The organism is Sphingomonas oleivorans, assembly GCF_003050615.1.
Taxonomy (GTDB): Bacteria; Pseudomonadota; Alphaproteobacteria; order Sphingomonadales; family Sphingomonadaceae; genus Sphingomonas_H; species Sphingomonas_H oleivorans.
Genome location: NZ_NWBU01000004.1, coordinates 888,345 through 905,945, shown reverse-complemented (window position 1 = coordinate 905,945; position 17,601 = coordinate 888,345). Strand labels below are relative to the sequence as shown.

Sequence of the window (17,601 nt, the reverse complement as noted above, 5' to 3'; positions counted from 1 at the left end):
CACATGCTCCGTTCCGTGGCGCCGACGAAGGCGGATCCGCCTTCGCAGCCGGCTTAATGGCGGCCTATGGCCCTATCGTCCAGTTGTTGCATCGGCCGGGCTGCCTTGCGCTCCGGCTATGGCTTCGGGCGGATGCCCCGCCAGCGCGCGATCGAGCGCGGCTCCATCGAGGCTCCCTTCCCAGCGGGCGACGACGAGGGTGGCTACCGCATTGCCGATGAAATTGGTGAGACTGCGGCATTCGGACATGAAGCGATCGACGCCGAGAATCAGCGCCATACCCGCGACCGGCACGCTCGGCACGATCGAGAGCGTTGCGGCGAGCGTGATGAAGCCCGCGCCGGTGACGCCGGCCGCGCCCTTCGAACTCAGCATCGCGACGAGCAGCAGCGCTATTTGCTCGCCGATCGAGAGGGGAATGTCGGTCGCCTGGGCAATGAACAGCGCGGCGAGCGTCATATAGATGTTGGTGCCATCGAGATTGAAGGAATAGCCCATCGGCACGACCAGTCCGACCACCGGCCTGGCGCAGCCGGCGCGTTCCAGCCTGTCGATCAGATTGGGAAGCGCCGCTTCGGACGAGGAGGTGCCGAGCACGAGCAGCAGCTCGGCGCGGAGATAGCGGATCAAGCGGAAGATTGAGAAGCCGTTGAGCCGCGCCACCAGCCCCAGCACCACCACCACGAACAGCAGCGAGGTGGCATAGAAGGATGCAACCAGCGCGCCGAGATTGACCAGCGATCCGATGCCATATTTGCCGATGGTGAAGGCGATCGCGCCGAACGCGCCGATGGGGGCCGCGCGCATCAATATGCCGACCAGGCGGAACACGACCAGCGACAGCCGATCGAGCAGGTCGATGAGCGGCCGGGCGGGATCGCCGACCAGCGACAGCGCGACGCCGAACAGGATCGCGACGAACAGCACCTGGAGGATCGAGCCTTCGGTGAGCGCGGAGAGGATGGTGGTCGGGATGATCGAGAGGAGAAAGCCGGTGATCGTGCTTTCATGCGCCTTTTCGGCAAAGCTGGCGACAGCGCCGGCATCGAGGCTGGCCGGCGCGATATGCATTCCGGCGCCCGGCTGGAGAAGATTGGCGACGACCAGGCCGACGACCAGCGCAAGCGTGGAGAAGCAGAGGAAATAGGCGAAGGCCCTGGCGGCGACGCGGCCGACCGACCCCAGCTCCTTCATGCCGGCGATGCCGGTCGTCACCGTCAGGAAGATTACCGGCGCGATGATCATCTTGACGAGCTTGATGAAGCCATCGCCGAGCGGCTTCAGCGCTTCGCCCATGGCAGGCCAATAATAGCCCAGCAGCGTGCCCAGCGCGATCGCCGCCAGCACTTGGAAGTAGAGGTGCCGATGCAGCCCCTGCCGTAGCCGCTCCGGCTCCCCCGGATATTCCCGTGCGATCAGCGCCATCCATTCCCCCCGCATGTCCCGCTTCATGTCATCGCCGGGGATGATGGCCCGGGACGCGGGGGGCACGGTAGACGGCAGGGGGCGGCGAGGAAAATGGCTTTTCTGCCGTCAGGGCGTTTGTGGACGCCGGGATGTGAGCTTTTTCAGCTGCTTGCCGAATGCGGTGGGGATATCCACCCCGCATTGCGGCAGCTTGGGAGGGCCCGCAAGAGACTGTACGATCGGTGCAGATGCCAAGACGCGGGGATCCGACGCCTTGGCCGGCATGTTAGGGCCGGCGGATCGCCCCGCCCGGCGGGACAGGGGGATGGAAGGCGAGGCAGCGTGGCGAAGCGAGAGGTGTCCGGCCCGAATGCTTCGCGACCGGCTGCACGGATGAGCGGGTGGATCGGCCAATCGGATCGCGCGAGGCTAGTGGCGGGCCTCGTCGCCCCAGCCGAGCTGTTCGCGATCCATCAGCTCCGGCGCCGCCAGCCCGTCGCGCAGGCGCGCGAGATGAAGCTGCGCCAGGCGCAGATGCGCGCTGCTCGCCTCCGTCTTGCGGGCGCGCTGGGCGAGCGCCAGCTGGCAGATTGCGCGGTCCGCATAATATTGGAGGTCGCTCCGGTTCATGATGCTCTCCTGTCCGTCCTGCCGAACCGGATTAGAAGAGTTGTCGTAGACGGCGCTTTTACAAAGGTAAGTTTCTGTATGGTTGGCGTTCCTTCGTCGCCAGCCCGGGGCCGGGAGGAGGGGCCACCAGTGGGGCAACATAGGTGAGTCCGCCGCTTCCCCCGGGGGTCTAATCTTCGCCAAGGCAACAGGGACGCCAGATGGCTACGGCACTGATAAAAAAGCTAGAAGGCTTCGTACATCTATCGGCTGAAGAGCGTGACGCCCTGACGAAGGCGGCTTCCGAACGGGTGCGCCGCATCCGCGCCCGCGAGGACATCATTCGCGAGGGCGACAGCCCTCGTGACGTGAATCTGGTCCTCGAAGGCTGGGCCTGCCGCTACAAGACGCTGGAGGACGGACGCCGGCAGATCATCGCCTTCTTCATACCCGGCGACATGTGCGACCTCGACATATCGATGCTGCACGAGATGGATCATTCGATCGGCGCGCTGACGGCGCTCACCTTCGCGGAAATCTCGCGCAGCACGATCGACCGGCTGATGGCAACCTATCCCCGCATCCATCAGGCGCTGGCCTGGCAGGCGCTGGTAAGTGCGGCAGTACAGCGCGAATGGACGGTGAATATCGGACAGCGCAACGCAACCGAAAGGCTCGCCCATCTGTTTTGTGAACTGTTCCTGCGGCTGCGCGCCGTGGGACGTACTCATGGCGACATATGCGAGATGCCGGTGACCCAGACCGAACTGGCGGAAGCGACGGGGCTCACCCCGGTGCATGTCAATCGCACGCTCCAGGATCTGCGGGCGTCCGGCCTGATCGTGCTCAAGGGACGCGAGCTCAGGATTCCCGATCTGGCCGAGCTCCAGCGGGTGAGCCTCTTCCACCCCAATTATCTCCACCTCGACCATGAGGGCGCGCAGTTCGACGCCAATGGCGGCGAGATCAAGCCTGTGGTCGAGTGACGATGCCGGACAAGGAGGGAGAGGATACGGCAGCGTTGAAGGCCCAGATCGCGGAACTCAAACGGCGTCTTCGCAACAATCTTGCCGCGGTACGCCACATCGCCCGTCGTACGGGCGAGAATAGCGAGAGCGTGGAGGAATATCAGGCGCATCTCGACGGCCGTCTTGCGGCATTCGCCCGGGCCCAGGCGGCGCTGATCCGCGGATGGCGGAGCGGGATCGATTTCAAGACGTTGATCGCCGAGGAGCTGCTCGTCTATGCCGTGCGGGAGGATGGGGCGCTGGCGCTTTCCGGGCCCAATGTCCGCCTGCTTGGCCGCGCGGCGGAGACGATGCGGCTGGCGATCCACGAGCTGGCGACCAATGCCGTCAAATATGGCGGGCTGGCGGAGGCGGGCCGCGGGCTTTCGGTGCACTGGTGGATCGAGGACGAGCGGCTGGAGCTGGAATGGCGCGAGAGCGTGGCCGAACCACTCACCAATCTCGCGCCGACGCAGGGATTCGGGCTGGAACTGCTCCAGCAGGGACTGGCCTATGAGCTGAAGGCCGAGACGCGGCTGGAATTTGCGGAAACGGGATTTAGCGCGCGGATCAGCCTGCCTCCGGCATCGGGCGCGCGCCATTTCTTCCGGATAGATGCAGAGAGCGTAGCAGAAGGAGCCGGAGAACAGCCGGCCCATCAATAATAAAGAAAAGCAAGGAGATGGATGATGAAAGGAGCATTTGTCGACTGCGTCGCCGGACGCCGCATTCTGATCGTGGAGGATGAATATATCCTCGCCGACGATATGAAGCGGGGGCTGAAGCAACATGGTGCGATCATCGTCGGGCCCGTTCCCGGAGGCGCCGAGGCGGAGGCGATGCTGGCGACCGAGGCTCCAATCGACGGCGCCGTGCTCGATATCGATCTGGCCCAGGAAAAATCCTGCCCCCTGGCCGATATGCTGCGCGAAAGGCATGTGCCTTTCATTCTGGCCACCAGCGATGAGGATGCGTCGCTGCCGGCGCGCTATGCCGATGTCGTGCGGTGCGAAAAGCCGTTCGATCCGGATTCGATCGTAAAGGCACTCGAACTGGCCGAGCAGAAGGAGGCCGACCGGAGCATGGAGATGCCTGCCCAGAGCGATCATTCGTCGCTCTGATCTCGCGCGCCTGATCCGGCGATGATTCCGGCGCCGAGGCCTTCGTTGGAGCGCAGGGGGGCCGGGCGCGTTCATGCGATCGCTGCCCTTGGGGAAGGCCTCGAAGACAGGAGATGCGCGATGAAGGCCCTCGTCTGGCACGGCAAGAAGGATATTCGCTACGAAACGGTGCCCGATCCCGAGATCGAGGAGCCTCGCGACGCGATCATAAAGGTGACGGCCTGCGCGATCTGCGGATCGGACCTGCACCTGTTCCACAATATGATTCCGGGAATGGAACCCGGCGATGTGGTGGGCCATGAATTCATGGGCGAGGTCATCGAGGTCGGGCCAGAGAATAAGGCGCTCAGAAAGGGCGACCGGATCGTCGTGCCGTTCACCATCATCTGCGGCGAATGCGATCAGTGCCGACGCGGCAATTTCTCCGTCTGCGAGCGTAGCAACCGCAACAAGGATGTGGCCGACAAGATATTCGGCCATAGGACCGCCGGTCTGTTCGGCTACACCCATCTGACCGGCGGATATCAGGGCGGGCAAGCCGAATATGTCCGCATACCATTTGCCGACAAGACGCATGTGAAGATCCCCGACGGGTTGTCCGACGAGCAGGTGCTGTTCCTGGGGGACATATTCCCGACCGGCTGGCAGGCCGCCATCCAGTGCGACATCGAGCCGACCGACACGGTGGCGATATGGGGTGCGGGCCCCGTGGGCCAGATGGCGATCCGCAGCGCGATCCTGCTCGGCGCGAAACAGGTGGTGGCGATCGACAATCTGCCCGAGCGGCTGAGCATGGCGGCGGCCGGCGGCGCGATCACGATCAATTTCGACGATGAGAGCGTGATCGAGCGGCTCAACGAGCTGACCGACGGCAAGGGGCCGGAAAAATGTATCGATGCGGTGGGGATGGAGGCGCATGCCACGGCCACGCTCGACAGCGTCTATGACCGGGTCAAGCAGGCGGCGATGCTGGAGACGGATCGGCCGCACGTGCTGCGCGAGATGATCTATGTCTGCCGCCCGGCGGGAATTCTTTCGATTCCCGGCGTCTATGCTGGGCTGATCGACAAGCTGCCGTTCGGCATGCTGATGAACAAGGGGCTTACTGTCCGTACCGGCCAGACCCATGTCAATCGCTGGACCAGCGAGCTGCTGTCGCTGATTGCCGACGGGCAGATCGATCCTTCCTTCGTCATCACGCATCGCGGCGATCTGGCCGACGGGCCGGACATGTACCGCATGTTCGAGAACAAGCAGGACAGCTGCATCAAGGTCGTCCTTCGGCCCTAGGAGAAGAGGCATGAACCAGTTGCATCATGATGATGGCGGCACCCGCGGCTCGCTGACCTCCGCGGACCGAATCGCGCGCAGCCTCGGCTGGCTTTCGATCGGCCTGGGCGTCGCCGAGCTGGCGGCGCCGAGGCTGCTGGCGCGCTCGCTGGGGCTGGAGGGCAAGGAGAGGCTGATCCGCGCCTATGGCGCGCGCGAGATGGTCTCCGGCGTCGGGGCGCTTTCGGCCAACCCCGCGCCCGCCATCTGGAGCCGCGCGGGCGGCGACGCGCTCGATCTGGCGACACTGGCCCGGGGACTCAAGGCCGATGGCGGCCGGCGCCGCAATGTCGGCATCGCGATGGCGGCGGTGGCGGGCATCGCCGCCATCGACATCGCCTGCGCGAGCATGCTGACCGCGCAGAACAGGCGTCCGAAGACGGGCGGCCTGCGCGATTATAGCGGCCGTTCGGGCTTTCCCCAGCCGCCGGAAGCGATGCGCGGCAAGGCCGCCCGGGTGGCTGCCCAGCCGTCCGCTGTCATGCCGCAGATGCAACCCGCTTGAACTGGCGGATCAGCTTTCGCCCTCGGCTGCGAGCCGTTTGAGCCGGTAGATGAGGTCGAGCGCGTCCCTGGGCGAAAGCGCGTCGGCATCGATCGCATCCAGCGCGGTGCGCAACGGATCGGGTGCCTCCTCCGGCTTCGCGGCGGCCGCGGCGAAGAGGGGCAGATCGTCCAGCCCGGCGGCGAGGCCGCCGGTCGCGGCGCGGCCCGCTTCCAGCCGCTTCAGCACGTCGCCTGCGCGGGCGAGCACGGGCGGCGGCAGCCCGGCCAGCCGTGCGACGGCGATGCCATAGCTGCGATCGGCGGGGCCGCGCGCCAGCTCGTGCAGCAGGACGAGGTCGCCCTTCCATTCGCGCGCGCGGACATGGTGCAGCGACAGGGCATCGAGCCGTTCGGCGAGCCGCGTCAGCTCATGATAATGAGTGGCGAAGAGGCAACGGCAGCGGTTGAGGTCGTGCACCGCCTCCACCACCGCCCAGGCGATGGCGAGGCCGTCATAGGTCGAGGTGCCGCGGCCGACCTCGTCGAGGATGACGAAGCTGTGTTCGGTCGCCTGGGCCAGGATCGCGGCGGTTTCGACCATCTCGACCATGAAGGTGGAACGGCCGCGCGCGAGATTGTCGGATGCGCCGACGCGGCTGAACAGCCGATCGACCAGGCCCATCGTCGCCTTCGTCGCCGGCACGAAGGCGCCGGCCTGGGCGAGAATCGCGATCGCGGCATTCTGGCGCAGGAAGGTGGATTTGCCGCCCATGTTCGGGCCGGTGACGAGCCATAGCCGGTTGTCGGGCGAGAGGCGGCAGTCATTGGCGACGAAACGGTCGCCCGAGGCGGCGACGGCGCTTTCCACCACCGGATGACGGCCGCCCTCCACCTCGAAACAGGGATGATCGGTAAAGGCGGGGCGGCACCAGCCACCCTCGCTCGCCCGTTCGGCGAGGCCGGCGGCGACGTCGAGCCGGGCCAGCGCATCGGCGGTGGCGGCGATTTCCGCGGCGCGGGCGAGCGTGGCGGCGGTCAGCTCCTCCAGATGCGCCGCTTCGGCCGCGAGCGCATGCGCGCCGGACTGGGTGACGCGCATCGCATGGTCGTGCAGCTCGGGCGCGTTGAAGCGGACTACGCCGGCGAGCGTCTGGCGATGGGTGAAGCCCGAATCCGCCTTGAGCAGGCGATCGGCATGTCGGGCCGGCACCTCGATATGATAGCCGAGCACCGCATTGTGGCGGATCTTGAGCGCGGCGATGCCCGTCTCGTCGCGATAGCGCGCCTCGAGCGCCGCGATGGCGCGGCGGCCCTCGCCGCCCTGACCGCGCAGATCGTCGAGCGCGGGGTCGTAGCCCTCGGCGATATAGCCGCCATTGGAAGCATCGATGGGAGGCGAGGGGACCAGCGCGCGGCGCAGTATGTCGACCAGCGCGCCATGGCCGATGAAGCGGGGTAGCAACGCGTCGAGCAGCATGGGGCGGGGGGCGATCCGCTCCAATATCTGGTGCAGGCCATAGCCTTCGTCGAGGCCGTCGCGGAGCAGGCCCAGGTCGCGCGGGCCGCCGCGACCCGCCGCGAGCCGGCCGAGCGCACGGCCGATATCGGGGAGCGCGCGCAATTTGCTGCGCAGCATGTCGCGCAGCCCGCCATCGCCGGCGAACAGCGCGACGAGATCGAGTCGCGCCTCGATCGGGGCGATCTCGGTGAGCGGCGCGCCGAGATCGGCGGCGAGCAGGCGCGCGCCGGCACCGGTGACGGTGCGGTCGACCGCGTCGAGCAGGCTGCCCTTGCGCCCGCCGCCGGCTGCCGCGGTGATCTCCAGGCTTTCGCGGGTGGCGGCGTCGATCATCATATGATCGGAGGCCGCCCGCCGGCGCGGCGGCTGGAGGAAGGGTAGCGTGCCCTGGCCCGCGCGATCGAGATAGGCGAGGAGCCCGCCCGCGGCGGCGAGCTCGGCGCGGGAGAAGCCGCCATAGCCGTCGAGCGTGGCGACGCCGAACAGCGCCTTCAGCCGGCGCTCGGCTGCGATGCTGTCGAAGCCGTCGGGCGTAGGATAGGCGGCTGGCAGATCATAGGAAAAGCCCTCCGGCACGATGATCTCGGCCGCGCCCAGCCGGGCGAGCTCGGCATCGAGCGCGCCGGGCACCAGGGCGGCGATCTCGAACCGGCCGGTCGAGATGTCGGCGGCGGCGAGGCCCAGCGCGCCGCCCGCTTCGGCGATGGCGACCAGCCAGTTGGCGGCGCGCGCGTCGAGCAGCGTCTCCTCGGTCAGCGTGCCGGCCGTGACGACGCGGACGATCGCGCGGCCGACCAGCGCCTTCGATCCGCCACGCTTCTTCGCCTCGGCGGGCGTCTCGGTCTGCTCGGCAATGGCGACGCGGTGGCCGGCCTTGATCAGGCGGGCGAGATAGCTTTCCGCCGAATGGGCGGGCACGCCGCACATGGGCACGGCCGCGCCGTCATGCTCGCCCCTGGCCGTCAGCGCGATATCGAGGCAGGCGGCGGCGATCCGCGCATCTTCGAGGAACAGCTCGAAGAAATCGCCCATCCGATAAAATAGCAGGCAATCGGGGCATTGCGCCTTCAACGCCAAATATTGTGCCATCATCGGCGTCGTTTGTGCTGCCGCCGTACCGTTTTTCATCGTTCCCGCCATGAGCGGCCTGATAGCGGCTTGTTGCAACGGCAGCCATGCCCCAATAGGCCGGAATATCTATTGGAGATTGCGATGAGCGAGAGCGGCAACGTGCAGTTTTCCGAGCGCGAGGCGCTGCTGTTCCATTCCACGGGACGTCCGGGCAAGATCGAGATCATCGCGTCCAAGCCGATGGCGACGCAGCGCGACCTGAGCCTGGCCTATTCGCCGGGCGTGGCCGTGCCCGTGCGCGCCATCGCCGCCGATCCGGCGGCAGCCTATGACTATACCGCCAAGGGCAATCTCGTTGCGGTAATCTCCAATGGTACGGCGATTCTCGGCCTCGGCAATCTCGGCGCGCTCGCCTCCAAGCCGGTGATGGAGGGCAAGGCGGTGCTCTTCAAGCGCTTCGCCGACGTGGATTCGATCGACCTTGAGCTCGCCACCGAGGATGTCGATGCCTTCATCAATGCCGTCGCGCTGATGGAGCCGAGCTTCGGCGGCATCAATCTTGAGGACATCAAGGCGCCCGAATGTTTCATCATCGAGCAGACGCTGCGCGAGCGGATGAACATCCCCGTCTTCCATGACGACCAGCATGGCACCGCGATCATCGCCGCGGCCGGCCTGATCAATGCCGCGCATCTGACGGGGCGCAGCCTTTCCGACATGACGGTGGTGGTGAACGGCGCGGGTGCGGCCGCGATCGCCTGCACCGAACTGATCAAGGCGATGGGCGTGCCTTCGGATCGCGTGCTGCTGTGCGATTCCAAGGGCGTGATCTATCAGGGCCGCGAAGCCGGCATGAACCAGTGGAAGTCGGCCCATGCGGTGCCGACCGACAAGCGCACGCTGGCAGAGGCGCTGAAGGGCGCGGACGTGTTCATGGGCCTTTCGGTCAAGGGCGCCGTCACGCAGGATATGGTACGTTCGATGGCGGCGCGGCCGATCATCTTCGCCATGGCCAATCCCGATCCGGAGATCACGCCGAACGAGGCGCATGCCGCGCGGCCCGACGCGATCGTCGCCACCGGCCGTTCGGATTATCCGAACCAGGTCAACAATGTCCTCGGTTTCCCCTTCATCTTCCGCGGCGCGCTCGACGTGCGGGCGACGACGATTAATGACGAGATGAAGATCGCCGCCGCCAACGCGCTTGCGGCCCTCGCGCGGCAGCAGGTGCCGGAGGAGGTGGCGGCGGCCTATGGCGGCACCGCGCCGCGTTTCGGGCGCGACTATATCATCCCGGCTCCCTTCGATCCGCGGCTGATGGAGGTGGTGCCCGCCGCCGTCGCGCAGGCGGCGATGGATTCGGGCGTGGCGCGCCAGCCGATACTGGACATGGACGACTATCGCGAAAGCCTGCGCGCGCGGCTCAATCCCACCACCGGCGTGTTGGCGGCGGCGCATGAGACGGCGCGGGCCAATCCCAAGCGCGTCGTCTTCGCCGAGGCGGAGGAGGAGGTGGTGCTGCGCGCCGCGATCGCTTTCCGCGACGGCGGCTATGGCACGCCCGTGCTCGTCGGGCGCGACGATGTGCCGGACCGGTTGCGCGCGCTGGGCGTCGACGATCCCGAAAGCTTCGAGCTGCACAATAGCCGCATCTCGCCGCTCGTGCCGAAGATGGTGGATCATCTCTATGCCCGGTTGCAGCGGCGCGGCTATCTGCGCCGCGAGATAGAGGCGATGGTCAATCAGGACCGCAACGTGTTCGGCGCGCTGCTCGTCGCGCTGGGCGAGGCGGATGCGATGATCACCGGCATCACGCGCACCTACGCCCGATCGCTGCGCCAGGTGCGGCGCGTGATCGATCCGGAACAGGGGCGGCGCCCGTGCGGCATTCATATCGTCGTCGGCAAGAGCCACACCATCTTCATGGCGGACACGATGGTGACGGAACGGCCGGGCCCGGAGGAGCTGGCGGCGATCGCGGAGCATACCGCCGCCGTCGCGCGGCGCATGGGGCATGAGCCGCGCGTCGCCTTCATTTCCTATTCCACCTTCGGCAATCCGCCGGGTACCTGGCTCGAAAATATCCGCGCCGCCATCGCCATTCTCGACGAGCGCCAGCCGAATTTCGAATATGAAGGCGAAATGGCGCCCGACGTGGCGCTCAATCCGGCGGTGGCGCGGAATTATCAGTTCAACCGCCTGTCAGGCCCGGCCAATGTGCTGATCATGCCCGGCCTCCAGTCGGCCAATATCTCCGCCAAGCTGCTGCGCGAGCTGGGCAGCGGATCGGTGATCGGCCCGATGCTGGTGGGCATGGAGCATCCGGTGCAGATCGCGACCATGTCCGCGACCGCCTCCGAGCTGCTGACGCTCGCCGTGCTCGCGGCGGCGGGGATAGCGCGTTAGAGCACGGCTGGGTTGAAATCCCCGCGCTCAGGCTGAGCGCGGTCGGGTGAAGGACGTTCTAGCGGTTCCGCATTAGTCGCGATGCGTCGGCGGCCGATCCACATGGACCCAGGCGGCGGGATCGCCGTCCGTGTCGTGCGTCGAGGGAGACACGTCGCCTTCTTCGTCGGGTCCGAAGGACGGCTCGGGCATTCGTTGGCCATCGGCATGTCGAAGCAGGGAAAGCCGATCCTCGATATCGTCCTTGCTGCGGCTCAGGCGCCGGGCGATCTCGTCCGTCGGCACGCCCTGGGCGTCCAGATTGCGCAGTTCGTCCAATTCGTGGACCGTCCATTCATGGTGAGCGTCGCTCATCGCTTCATCCTCGTCCTTCGCGATGCATCCGACTCTGCCAACGCGCAGCGGGTGTGCAAGTGGCATTGCGCCGAGCCGAGGATCAGGCGTCGATCCGGGCGACCAGATCCAGCACGCGCCGCGCATGTTCCTTCCGGCAGATCAAGAGATCGGGAAGATAGGGATCCTCGCGATTATAGACGAGCGGGCTGCCGTCGATGCGGCTGACATGCAGGCCCGCCGCGCGGGCGACCGCGACGGGGGCGCAACTGTCCCATTCATACTGCCCGCCCGAATGAAGATAGATGTCGGCCTCGCCGCGCACCACCGCCATCGCCTTGGCACCCGCCGATCCCATCGGCACCAGCTCTGCCGCCAGCGCCTCGGCGACCGCCACCGCATGGGCGGCAGGGCGGCTGCGACTGACGAGCATGCGGAGCGGCGCTTCGCCGGCGCAGGCGATGGGGGGCGGATCATCCGATCCGAGCGTGAGCGACAGGGCGGGCAGCGCCACCGCGCCGATGGCGGCGACGCCGTCGATCGCGAGCGCCACATGCACCGCCCAGTCGCTGCGACCCTCGCTATATTCGCGCGTGCCGTCGAGCGGATCGACGATCCAGACGCGGCTGTGGCCGAGCCGCGCCGGATCGGCGGCCTCCTCCTCCGATAGCAGCGCATCATCCGGCCGCGCCTGGCGCAGCGCCTCGACGATGAAGGCGTTGGCGACGCGGTCTCCCGCCCGGCCGAGCGCCTTGCCCTGGATCAGGCCGGAAGCCTGCAAGGTCAGGAGAAGCTCGCCCGCAGTTTCGGCGATATGGCGGGCGAGCGCCGCATCGCTCACAGCTCGTGCACCCAGGGGCCGATGACGCGCTCGACGATCAGCTCGGCCGCCCGTTCGGGGCTGGTGACGGTCGTGTCGATGCGGATCTCGGGGCTTTCGGGCGGCTCATAGGGCGAATCGATGCCGGTGAAGTTCTTGAGCTCGCCGGCGCGCGCCTTCCGGTAGAGGCCCTTCACGTCGCGCCGCTCCGCCTCGGCGAGCGGCGTATCGACATGAATCTCGACGAACTCGCCTTGCGGAAGCATCTGGCGCACCATCTCCCGCTCCGCGCGGAAGGGGGAGATGAAGGCGGTGAGCACGATCAGCCCCGCATCCGTCATCAGCTTGGCGACCTCGCCTACGCGGCGGATATTTTCCACCCGATCGGCATCGGTGAAGCCGAGATCCTTGTTGAGGCCATGGCGGATATTGTCGCCGTCGAGCAGGAAGCTGTGCTTGCCCAGCGCATGCAGCTTCTTCTCGACGAGATTGGCGATGGTCGATTTGCCCGCGCCGGAAAGGCCGGTGAACCAGAGCAGCCGGGGCCGCTGGTTCTTCTGCGCGGCATGCGCCTCGCGCGATACCTCGATCGCCTGCCAATGGACATTCTGGCTGCGGCGCAGCGCGATGCGGATCATGCCGGCGGCGACCGTCGCATTGCTGATCTTGTCGATCAGGATGAAGCCGCCGAGATCCCGGTTCGCCTGATAGGGCTCGAACACGATCGGCCGATCGGTGGCGATATTCGCGACGCCGATGGCATTGAGCTCCAGCGTCTTGGCCGCCAGATGCTCCATCGTGTTGACGTTGATCTGATATTCGGGCGTCTGGACGGTGGCCGAGACGGTCCGCGTGCCGAGCTTGAGCCAATAGGAGCGGCCGGGCAGCAGCGGCTCGTCCGCCATCCACACGATCGTTGACTCGAACTGGTCGGCCACTTCGGACGGATCGTCGGCGAGCACGATCACGTCGCCGCGCGAACAGTCTATCTCGTCGGCGAGCGTCAGCGTCACCGACTGGCCGGCGACCGCCTGCGGAAGGTCTCCGTCGAGCGTGACGATGCGGTCGACGGTCGATGTCCTGCCCGAGGGGAGGACGCGCACCTTGTCGCCCGGGCGGATCGTCCCTGAGGAGATCAGCCCCGAAAAGCCGCGGAAATCGAGATTGGGGCGGTTGACCCACTGGACCGGCAGACGGAACGGCCGCGCCTGATCGCTCTCCACGTCGAGCTCGACCGTTTCGAGATGCTCGATCAGCGCAGGGCCGCGATACCAGGGGGTGTTGGCGGAGGGGCCGGTGATATTGTCGCCGATAAAGCCCGAGATCGGAATGGCGGTGAAGTCCGCTATGCCGATGCCGGTGGCGAAGGCGCGATAATCGGCGACGATCGCCTCATAGGCTTCGCGATCATAGCCGATCAGGTCCATCTTGTTGACCGCGAGCACCAGCTTCCGGATGCCGAGCAGATGGGCGAGATAGCTGTGGCGGCGTGTCTGGGTGAGGATGCCCTTGCGCGCATCGACCAGGATCACGGCGAGATCCGCGGTGGAGGCGCCCGTCACCATGTTGCGCGTATATTGCTCATGCCCCGGCGTGTCGGCGACGATGAACTTGCGCTTGTCGGTCGCGAAGAAGCGGTAGGCGACGTCGATGGTGATGCCCTGCTCGCGCTCGGCGGCGAGCCCGTCGACGAGCAGCGCGAAATCGATATTCTGGCCCTGCGTGCCGACCCGCTTCGAATCCGCCTCGAGCGCGGCGAGCTGATCCTCGAAGATCATCTTCGAATCATAGAGGAGGCGCCCGATCAGCGTGGACTTGCCGTCGTCCACGCTGCCGCAGGTGATGAAGCGCAGCAGCGACTTGTGCTGATGCTGGAGCAGATAGGCGTCGATATCCTCGGCGATGAGGGCATCGGCCTTGTAGGAGGGAGCTTCGGCTATGCTCGCCATCAGAAATAGCCCTCCTGCTTCTTCTTCTCCATGCTGGCGGCCTGATCATGGTCGATCGCGCGGCCCTGGCGCTCGGACGTGGTGGTGAGCAGCATTTCCTGGATCACTTCGGGCAGGGTTGCGGCCTTGCTCTCGACCGCGCCCGTCAGCGGATAGCAGCCGAGCGTGCGGAAGCGGATCGACTTCACCTCCGGCACCTCGCCGGGCCGCAGCGGGAAGCGATCGTCATCGACCATGAGCGTCAGCCCGTCGCGCACCACGGTCGGCCGGGGTGCGGCGAAATAGAGCGGGACGATCGGGATATTCTCCAGATGGATATACTGCCAGATGTCGAGCTCGGTCCAGTTGGAGATGGGGAAGATGCGGATGCTCTCCCCCTTCGCCTTGCGGGCATTATAGAGATGCCAGAGCTCGGGGCGCTGGTTCTTCGGGTCCCAGCGATGATTGGCGGTGCGGAAGGAGAAGATGCGCTCCTTGGCGCGGCTCTTCTCCTCGTCGCGCCGCGCACCGCCGAAGGCCGCGTCGAAGCCATAAAGGTCGAGCGCCTGCTTCAGCCCCTCCGTCTTCCACATGTCGGTGTGGAGCGCGCCATGGTCGAACGGGTTGATGCCGCGCTCGACCGCCTCGGGATTGCGATAGACGAGAAGCTCCATGCCGCTTTCGCGCGCCATCCGGTCGCGCAGCTCGTACATCGCCTTGAACTTCCACGTCGTATCGACATGCAGCAGCGGGAAGGGCGGCGGCGAGGGATAGAAGGCCTTGCGCGCCAGATGCAGCATCACCGCCGAATCCTTGCCGACCGAATAGAGCATGACGGGGCGCTCGGCCTCCGCCACCACCTCGCGCAGGATATGGATGCTCTCCGCCTCCAGCCGCTGGAGATGCGTGAGCGTGACGGGATCGATCCCTGTTCCGGGCCGTTCGCCGGGCGTTTGGCCGGTCATTCGGTCGTGCGTCCTCTGCTGCTTCGGGCGTGCCGCAGCGCGGGCGGCGCGCGTCGAAACGTCCATATAGGGGCGGAATGGCAGACATGCGCCCGCCTCCGCGCGGCGCTGTTGCCGATTTGACGGCGCACGGGAATCATTTTTCTCTTTAGGGCCCGATAGCGGACCCACCTCCGCTCCGGGCGGAGGCGGATCAGTTGGGATTGTCCGCCGTGCCGCCGCCCGGTGCTGCGCCGGCGGCGCCGACACGGCCGATATTGCCGAACAGCTCGCTCAGGAAGCCGCGATCGCGGCCGAGCGTCGGCGTCTTGTCGCCATCGGGCGAGATGGAGACGACATTCTCCATGCCGCTCTTTTCCACGCCCACCACATTGCCGGCGGAATCGAAGCGCACCGCGAGCAGCATCTGCCCCACCGGGCGCGGGCTGGCGAAGGCGAGCTGGCGCGTGTCGCGCGAGAGATAATACCAGGTGGCGCCCCGGTCGAACTGGCTGGCGAAGCTGGGATTGCCGAGCGTGCGGGCAACCGAATCGCGATTGTCGACGCCGGGCCTGACCGTGTCGATCAGCGTCGAATCGACGACATAGCCCTTATGATCCCTGATCTGCGCACAGCCCGAGGCAAGCCCCAGCGCCGCAATCCCGGCGACGATCGCGCCCAGACGGGGCATGTTTGCCGACATTCGCTATTCTCCTCAACGCCACATCGGCCCGGAAGGCGGCCGTCCGGCCCGACGGGATTGCATCGGGGCGGGACCGCCTCAATATGCCGCGCAGCGGCAGCCGGCAAGCGGGCCTGCGGAATCCGGCGAGGATGAGCCGAATTGGGAGTGAGCTGAATTGGCGGTGGCGATGTGGCGGCGGCTGTTCGGTGGGCAGGACCCGAAACATGATCTGATCCCGCTCTATGATGCGATCGTGCGCGAGGGGCGTCAGCCCGTCTGGTATCGCGACGGCGGCGTGGCGGATACGCTCGACGGGCGGTTCGACATGATTGCGGCGGTGCTGTCGCTGCTGCTGATCCGGCTGGAGCAGGCGGGCGAGGAGGGGCGTGCGCCCTCCGCCCATCTGACCGAGCTGTTCGTCGACGATATGGACGGGCAGCTTCGCCAGGCGGGAATTGGCGACATCGTCGTCGGCAAGCATATCGGCCGGATGATGAGCGCGCTGGGCGGGCGGCTGACCGCCTATCGTGCGGGGCTGGCGGAGGGCGGCGACCTGGAAGGCGCCCTGCTGCGCAACCTATATCGCGGCGTGCAGCCGGCGAATGCGGCGTTGGCGGCGGGTGCCGCGCGGCTGCGCGCCTTCCATGCGGCATTGGTGGCGACGCCGACCGCGACGATCCTCAAGGGTGAGCTTCCCAGACCATGATCGAGAATGAATTTTCCCGCCCCGTTCGACTGGACATTTTGGGCGATGCGCCGCGGCGGATCGAGATTGAGGCGGACGAGGCGGAGCGCGCGGCGCTCGCCCGGCGCTTCGGGCTGGTCGCGATCGGCCGGCTGGAGGCGGAAGCGGCGTTGACGCGGATCGGATCGATCGTCTCGGCCGAGGGGCGGCTGCGCGCCGAGGCGGTGCAGAGCTGCGTCGCGACGGGCAATCCGTTGCCGGCCATGATCGATACCGCCTTCTCGCTGCGCTTCGTGCCCGAGGAGGAAGGGGAGCAGGCCGAGGAGATCGAGCTCAGCGAGGCCGATTGCGATGTCGTGACCTATGAAGGCGGCGCGGTCGATCTGGGCGAGGCGGCGGCGGAGACGCTGGCGCTCTCGCTCGATCCCTTTCCACGCAGCTCCGATGCCGATGCCGTGCTGAAGGCGGCGGGCGTGCTGGAGGAGGGCGAGGCGGGGCCGTTCGGCGCGCTCAAGGCGCTCAAGGAGAAGCTGGGCGAATAGACGGGACCTGTCGGTCGGAGGCGGGCATGAAGAGCGATTGCCGCCCCAAGCCCGTCATCCCTGCGAAGGCAGGGATCCATGTCTCTCTCCACATAGGCTGTCTTTGGCGGAGAGAGACATGGGCCCGGCCTTCGCCGGGGCGACGATGTGGCTTTTAGAACGGGACGTCGTCGTCCAGATCGTCGTTGAACGGGTTTGACGGGCGTGACGGGGCGGAACCGCTGCTGCGGCCGCCGCCGAATCCGCCGCGATCGCCATAGCCGCCGCTCGATCCGCCGCCGAAGCCGCTCTCTTCCTCGCCGCCCCAGTCGCCGCCGCGGCCGCCGGCGCCTTCGCCCTCGCGGCGATCGAGGAGGGTGAGCGTGCCGTTGAAGCCCTGCACCACGATTTCGGTGGTGTAGCGGTCCTGGCCCTGCTGATCCTGCCATTTGCGCGTCTGGAGCTGGCCTTCGACATAGACCTTGCTGCCCTTGCGCAGATATTGTTCGGCGACGCGTGCCAGCGGCTCGGAGAAGATGGCCACCGAATGCCATTCGGTCTTCTCGCGGCGCTCGCCCGTGTTGCGGTCCTTCCACGTTTCCGACGTGGCGATACGCAGGTTCACCACCTTGCCGCCATTCTGGAAGCTGCGCGATTCGGGATCGCGGCCCAGATTGCCGACGATGATCACCTTGTTGACGCTGCCGGCCATATGCCTGTCCCAACTCCT

General features: G+C 66.7%; 17 protein-coding genes. 8 read left to right on the top strand and 9 right to left on the bottom strand.

Translation table 11 applies throughout. The features are described from left to right. Positions 1 to 72 precede the first annotated feature (72 nt). Positions 73 to 1,425: a dicarboxylate/amino acid:cation symporter gene (locus tag CLG96_RS04570; RefSeq protein ID WP_107966847.1), complete on the bottom strand. Its 1,353-nt coding sequence runs from the start codon at positions 1,423 to 1,425 to the stop codon at positions 73 to 75. A gap of 411 nt (positions 1,426 to 1,836) precedes the next feature. Next, the gene (locus CLG96_RS04565) at positions 1,837 to 2,037 is read right to left on the bottom strand and encodes a hypothetical protein (RefSeq protein ID WP_107966602.1); all 201 of its coding nucleotides are present in this window, start codon (positions 2,035 to 2,037) and stop codon (positions 1,837 to 1,839) included. A gap of 290 nt (positions 2,038 to 2,327) precedes the next feature. Here CLG96_RS04565 and CLG96_RS04560 point away from each other — a divergent pair, with 290 nt between their 5' ends. The 5 genes from CLG96_RS04560 (at position 2,328) to CLG96_RS04540 (ending at position 5,978) form a co-directional block, all read left to right on the top strand. Next, positions 2,328 to 3,002, top strand: a complete 675-nt coding sequence (locus CLG96_RS04560) for a Crp/Fnr family transcriptional regulator (RefSeq protein WP_207796558.1) — start codon at positions 2,328 to 2,330, stop codon at positions 3,000 to 3,002. 2 nt (positions 3,003 to 3,004) lie between these two features. After that, positions 3,005 to 3,688, top strand: coding sequence for an HWE histidine kinase domain-containing protein (locus tag CLG96_RS04555; protein WP_107966600.1), 684 nt, complete (start codon positions 3,005 to 3,007; stop codon positions 3,686 to 3,688). A 21-nt stretch (positions 3,689 to 3,709) separates the two neighbouring features. Next, positions 3,710 to 4,144: a response regulator gene (locus CLG96_RS04550; RefSeq protein WP_207796557.1), complete on the top strand. Its 435-nt coding sequence runs from the start codon at positions 3,710 to 3,712 to the stop codon at positions 4,142 to 4,144. A 120-nt stretch (positions 4,145 to 4,264) separates the two neighbouring features. Next, positions 4,265 to 5,434: a zinc-dependent alcohol dehydrogenase gene (locus CLG96_RS04545; RefSeq protein ID WP_107966599.1), complete on the top strand. Its 1,170-nt coding sequence runs from the start codon at positions 4,265 to 4,267 to the stop codon at positions 5,432 to 5,434. A gap of 10 nt (positions 5,435 to 5,444) precedes the next feature. Continuing rightward, the gene (locus CLG96_RS04540) at positions 5,445 to 5,978 is read left to right on the top strand and encodes a hypothetical protein (protein ID WP_107966598.1); all 534 of its coding nucleotides are present in this window, start codon (positions 5,445 to 5,447) and stop codon (positions 5,976 to 5,978) included. A gap of 9 nt (positions 5,979 to 5,987) precedes the next feature. Here the strand turns inward: CLG96_RS04540 and mutS are convergent, their stop codons facing one another. Continuing rightward, complete coding sequence (mutS, locus tag CLG96_RS04535) at positions 5,988 to 8,618, bottom strand: DNA mismatch repair protein MutS (protein ID WP_107966597.1); 2,631 nt, start codon at positions 8,616 to 8,618, stop codon at positions 5,988 to 5,990. Positions 8,619 to 8,690: 72 nt separating this feature from the next. Here mutS and CLG96_RS04530 point away from each other — a divergent pair, with 72 nt between their 5' ends. Next, entirely contained in the window at positions 8,691 to 10,955 is a 2,265-nt protein-coding gene (locus CLG96_RS04530) for an NADP-dependent malic enzyme (protein ID WP_107966845.1), read from the top strand. Positions 10,956 to 11,027: 72 nt separating this feature from the next. Here CLG96_RS04530 and CLG96_RS04525 read toward each other — a convergent pair whose 3' ends face one another. The 5 genes from CLG96_RS04525 to CLG96_RS04505 all read right to left on the bottom strand — a co-directional run bounded on the left by CLG96_RS04525 (position 11,028) and on the right by CLG96_RS04505 (position 15,683). Then, positions 11,028 to 11,309, bottom strand: a complete 282-nt coding sequence (locus CLG96_RS04525) for a hypothetical protein (RefSeq protein ID WP_133175342.1) — start codon at positions 11,307 to 11,309, stop codon at positions 11,028 to 11,030. A gap of 82 nt (positions 11,310 to 11,391) precedes the next feature. Next, positions 11,392 to 12,129, bottom strand: coding sequence for a 3'(2'),5'-bisphosphate nucleotidase CysQ (locus CLG96_RS04520; RefSeq protein ID WP_107966595.1), 738 nt, complete (start codon positions 12,127 to 12,129; stop codon positions 11,392 to 11,394). Further along, positions 12,126 to 14,057 (bottom strand): sulfate adenylyltransferase subunit CysN, encoded by a 1,932-nt coding sequence (gene cysN, locus CLG96_RS04515; RefSeq protein ID WP_107966594.1) that lies wholly within the window; start codon positions 14,055 to 14,057, stop codon positions 12,126 to 12,128. Before cysN ends, CLG96_RS04520 begins: the two co-directional genes overlap by 4 nt. Beyond that, a complete protein-coding gene (cysD, locus tag CLG96_RS04510) occupies positions 14,057 to 15,001 on the bottom strand; it encodes a sulfate adenylyltransferase subunit CysD (protein WP_107966844.1) in 945 nt (314 codons plus the stop codon). Before cysD ends, cysN begins: the two co-directional genes overlap by 1 nt. A gap of 193 nt (positions 15,002 to 15,194) precedes the next feature. After that, the gene (locus tag CLG96_RS04505; protein ID WP_107966593.1) at positions 15,195 to 15,683 is read right to left on the bottom strand and encodes an outer membrane protein assembly factor BamE; all 489 of its coding nucleotides are present in this window, start codon (positions 15,681 to 15,683) and stop codon (positions 15,195 to 15,197) included. Between the two features lie 169 nt (positions 15,684 to 15,852). Between CLG96_RS04505 and CLG96_RS04500 the strand changes: the two genes are divergently transcribed. After that, a complete protein-coding gene (locus tag CLG96_RS04500; protein ID WP_107966843.1) occupies positions 15,853 to 16,371 on the top strand; it encodes a ubiquinol-cytochrome C chaperone family protein in 519 nt (172 codons plus the stop codon). Further along, on the top strand, positions 16,368 to 16,892 hold the full coding sequence (locus tag CLG96_RS04495; RefSeq protein ID WP_107966592.1) for a YceD family protein: 525 nt from the start codon (positions 16,368 to 16,370) through the stop codon (positions 16,890 to 16,892). The genes CLG96_RS04500 and CLG96_RS04495 overlap by 4 nt, the downstream gene beginning before the upstream one ends. Positions 16,893 to 17,046: 154 nt before the next feature. Here CLG96_RS04495 and ssb read toward each other — a convergent pair whose 3' ends face one another. Continuing rightward, positions 17,047 to 17,583, bottom strand: a complete 537-nt coding sequence (gene ssb / locus CLG96_RS04490; RefSeq protein WP_107966591.1) for a single-stranded DNA-binding protein — start codon at positions 17,581 to 17,583, stop codon at positions 17,047 to 17,049. Positions 17,584 to 17,601: the final 18 nt, after the last annotated feature.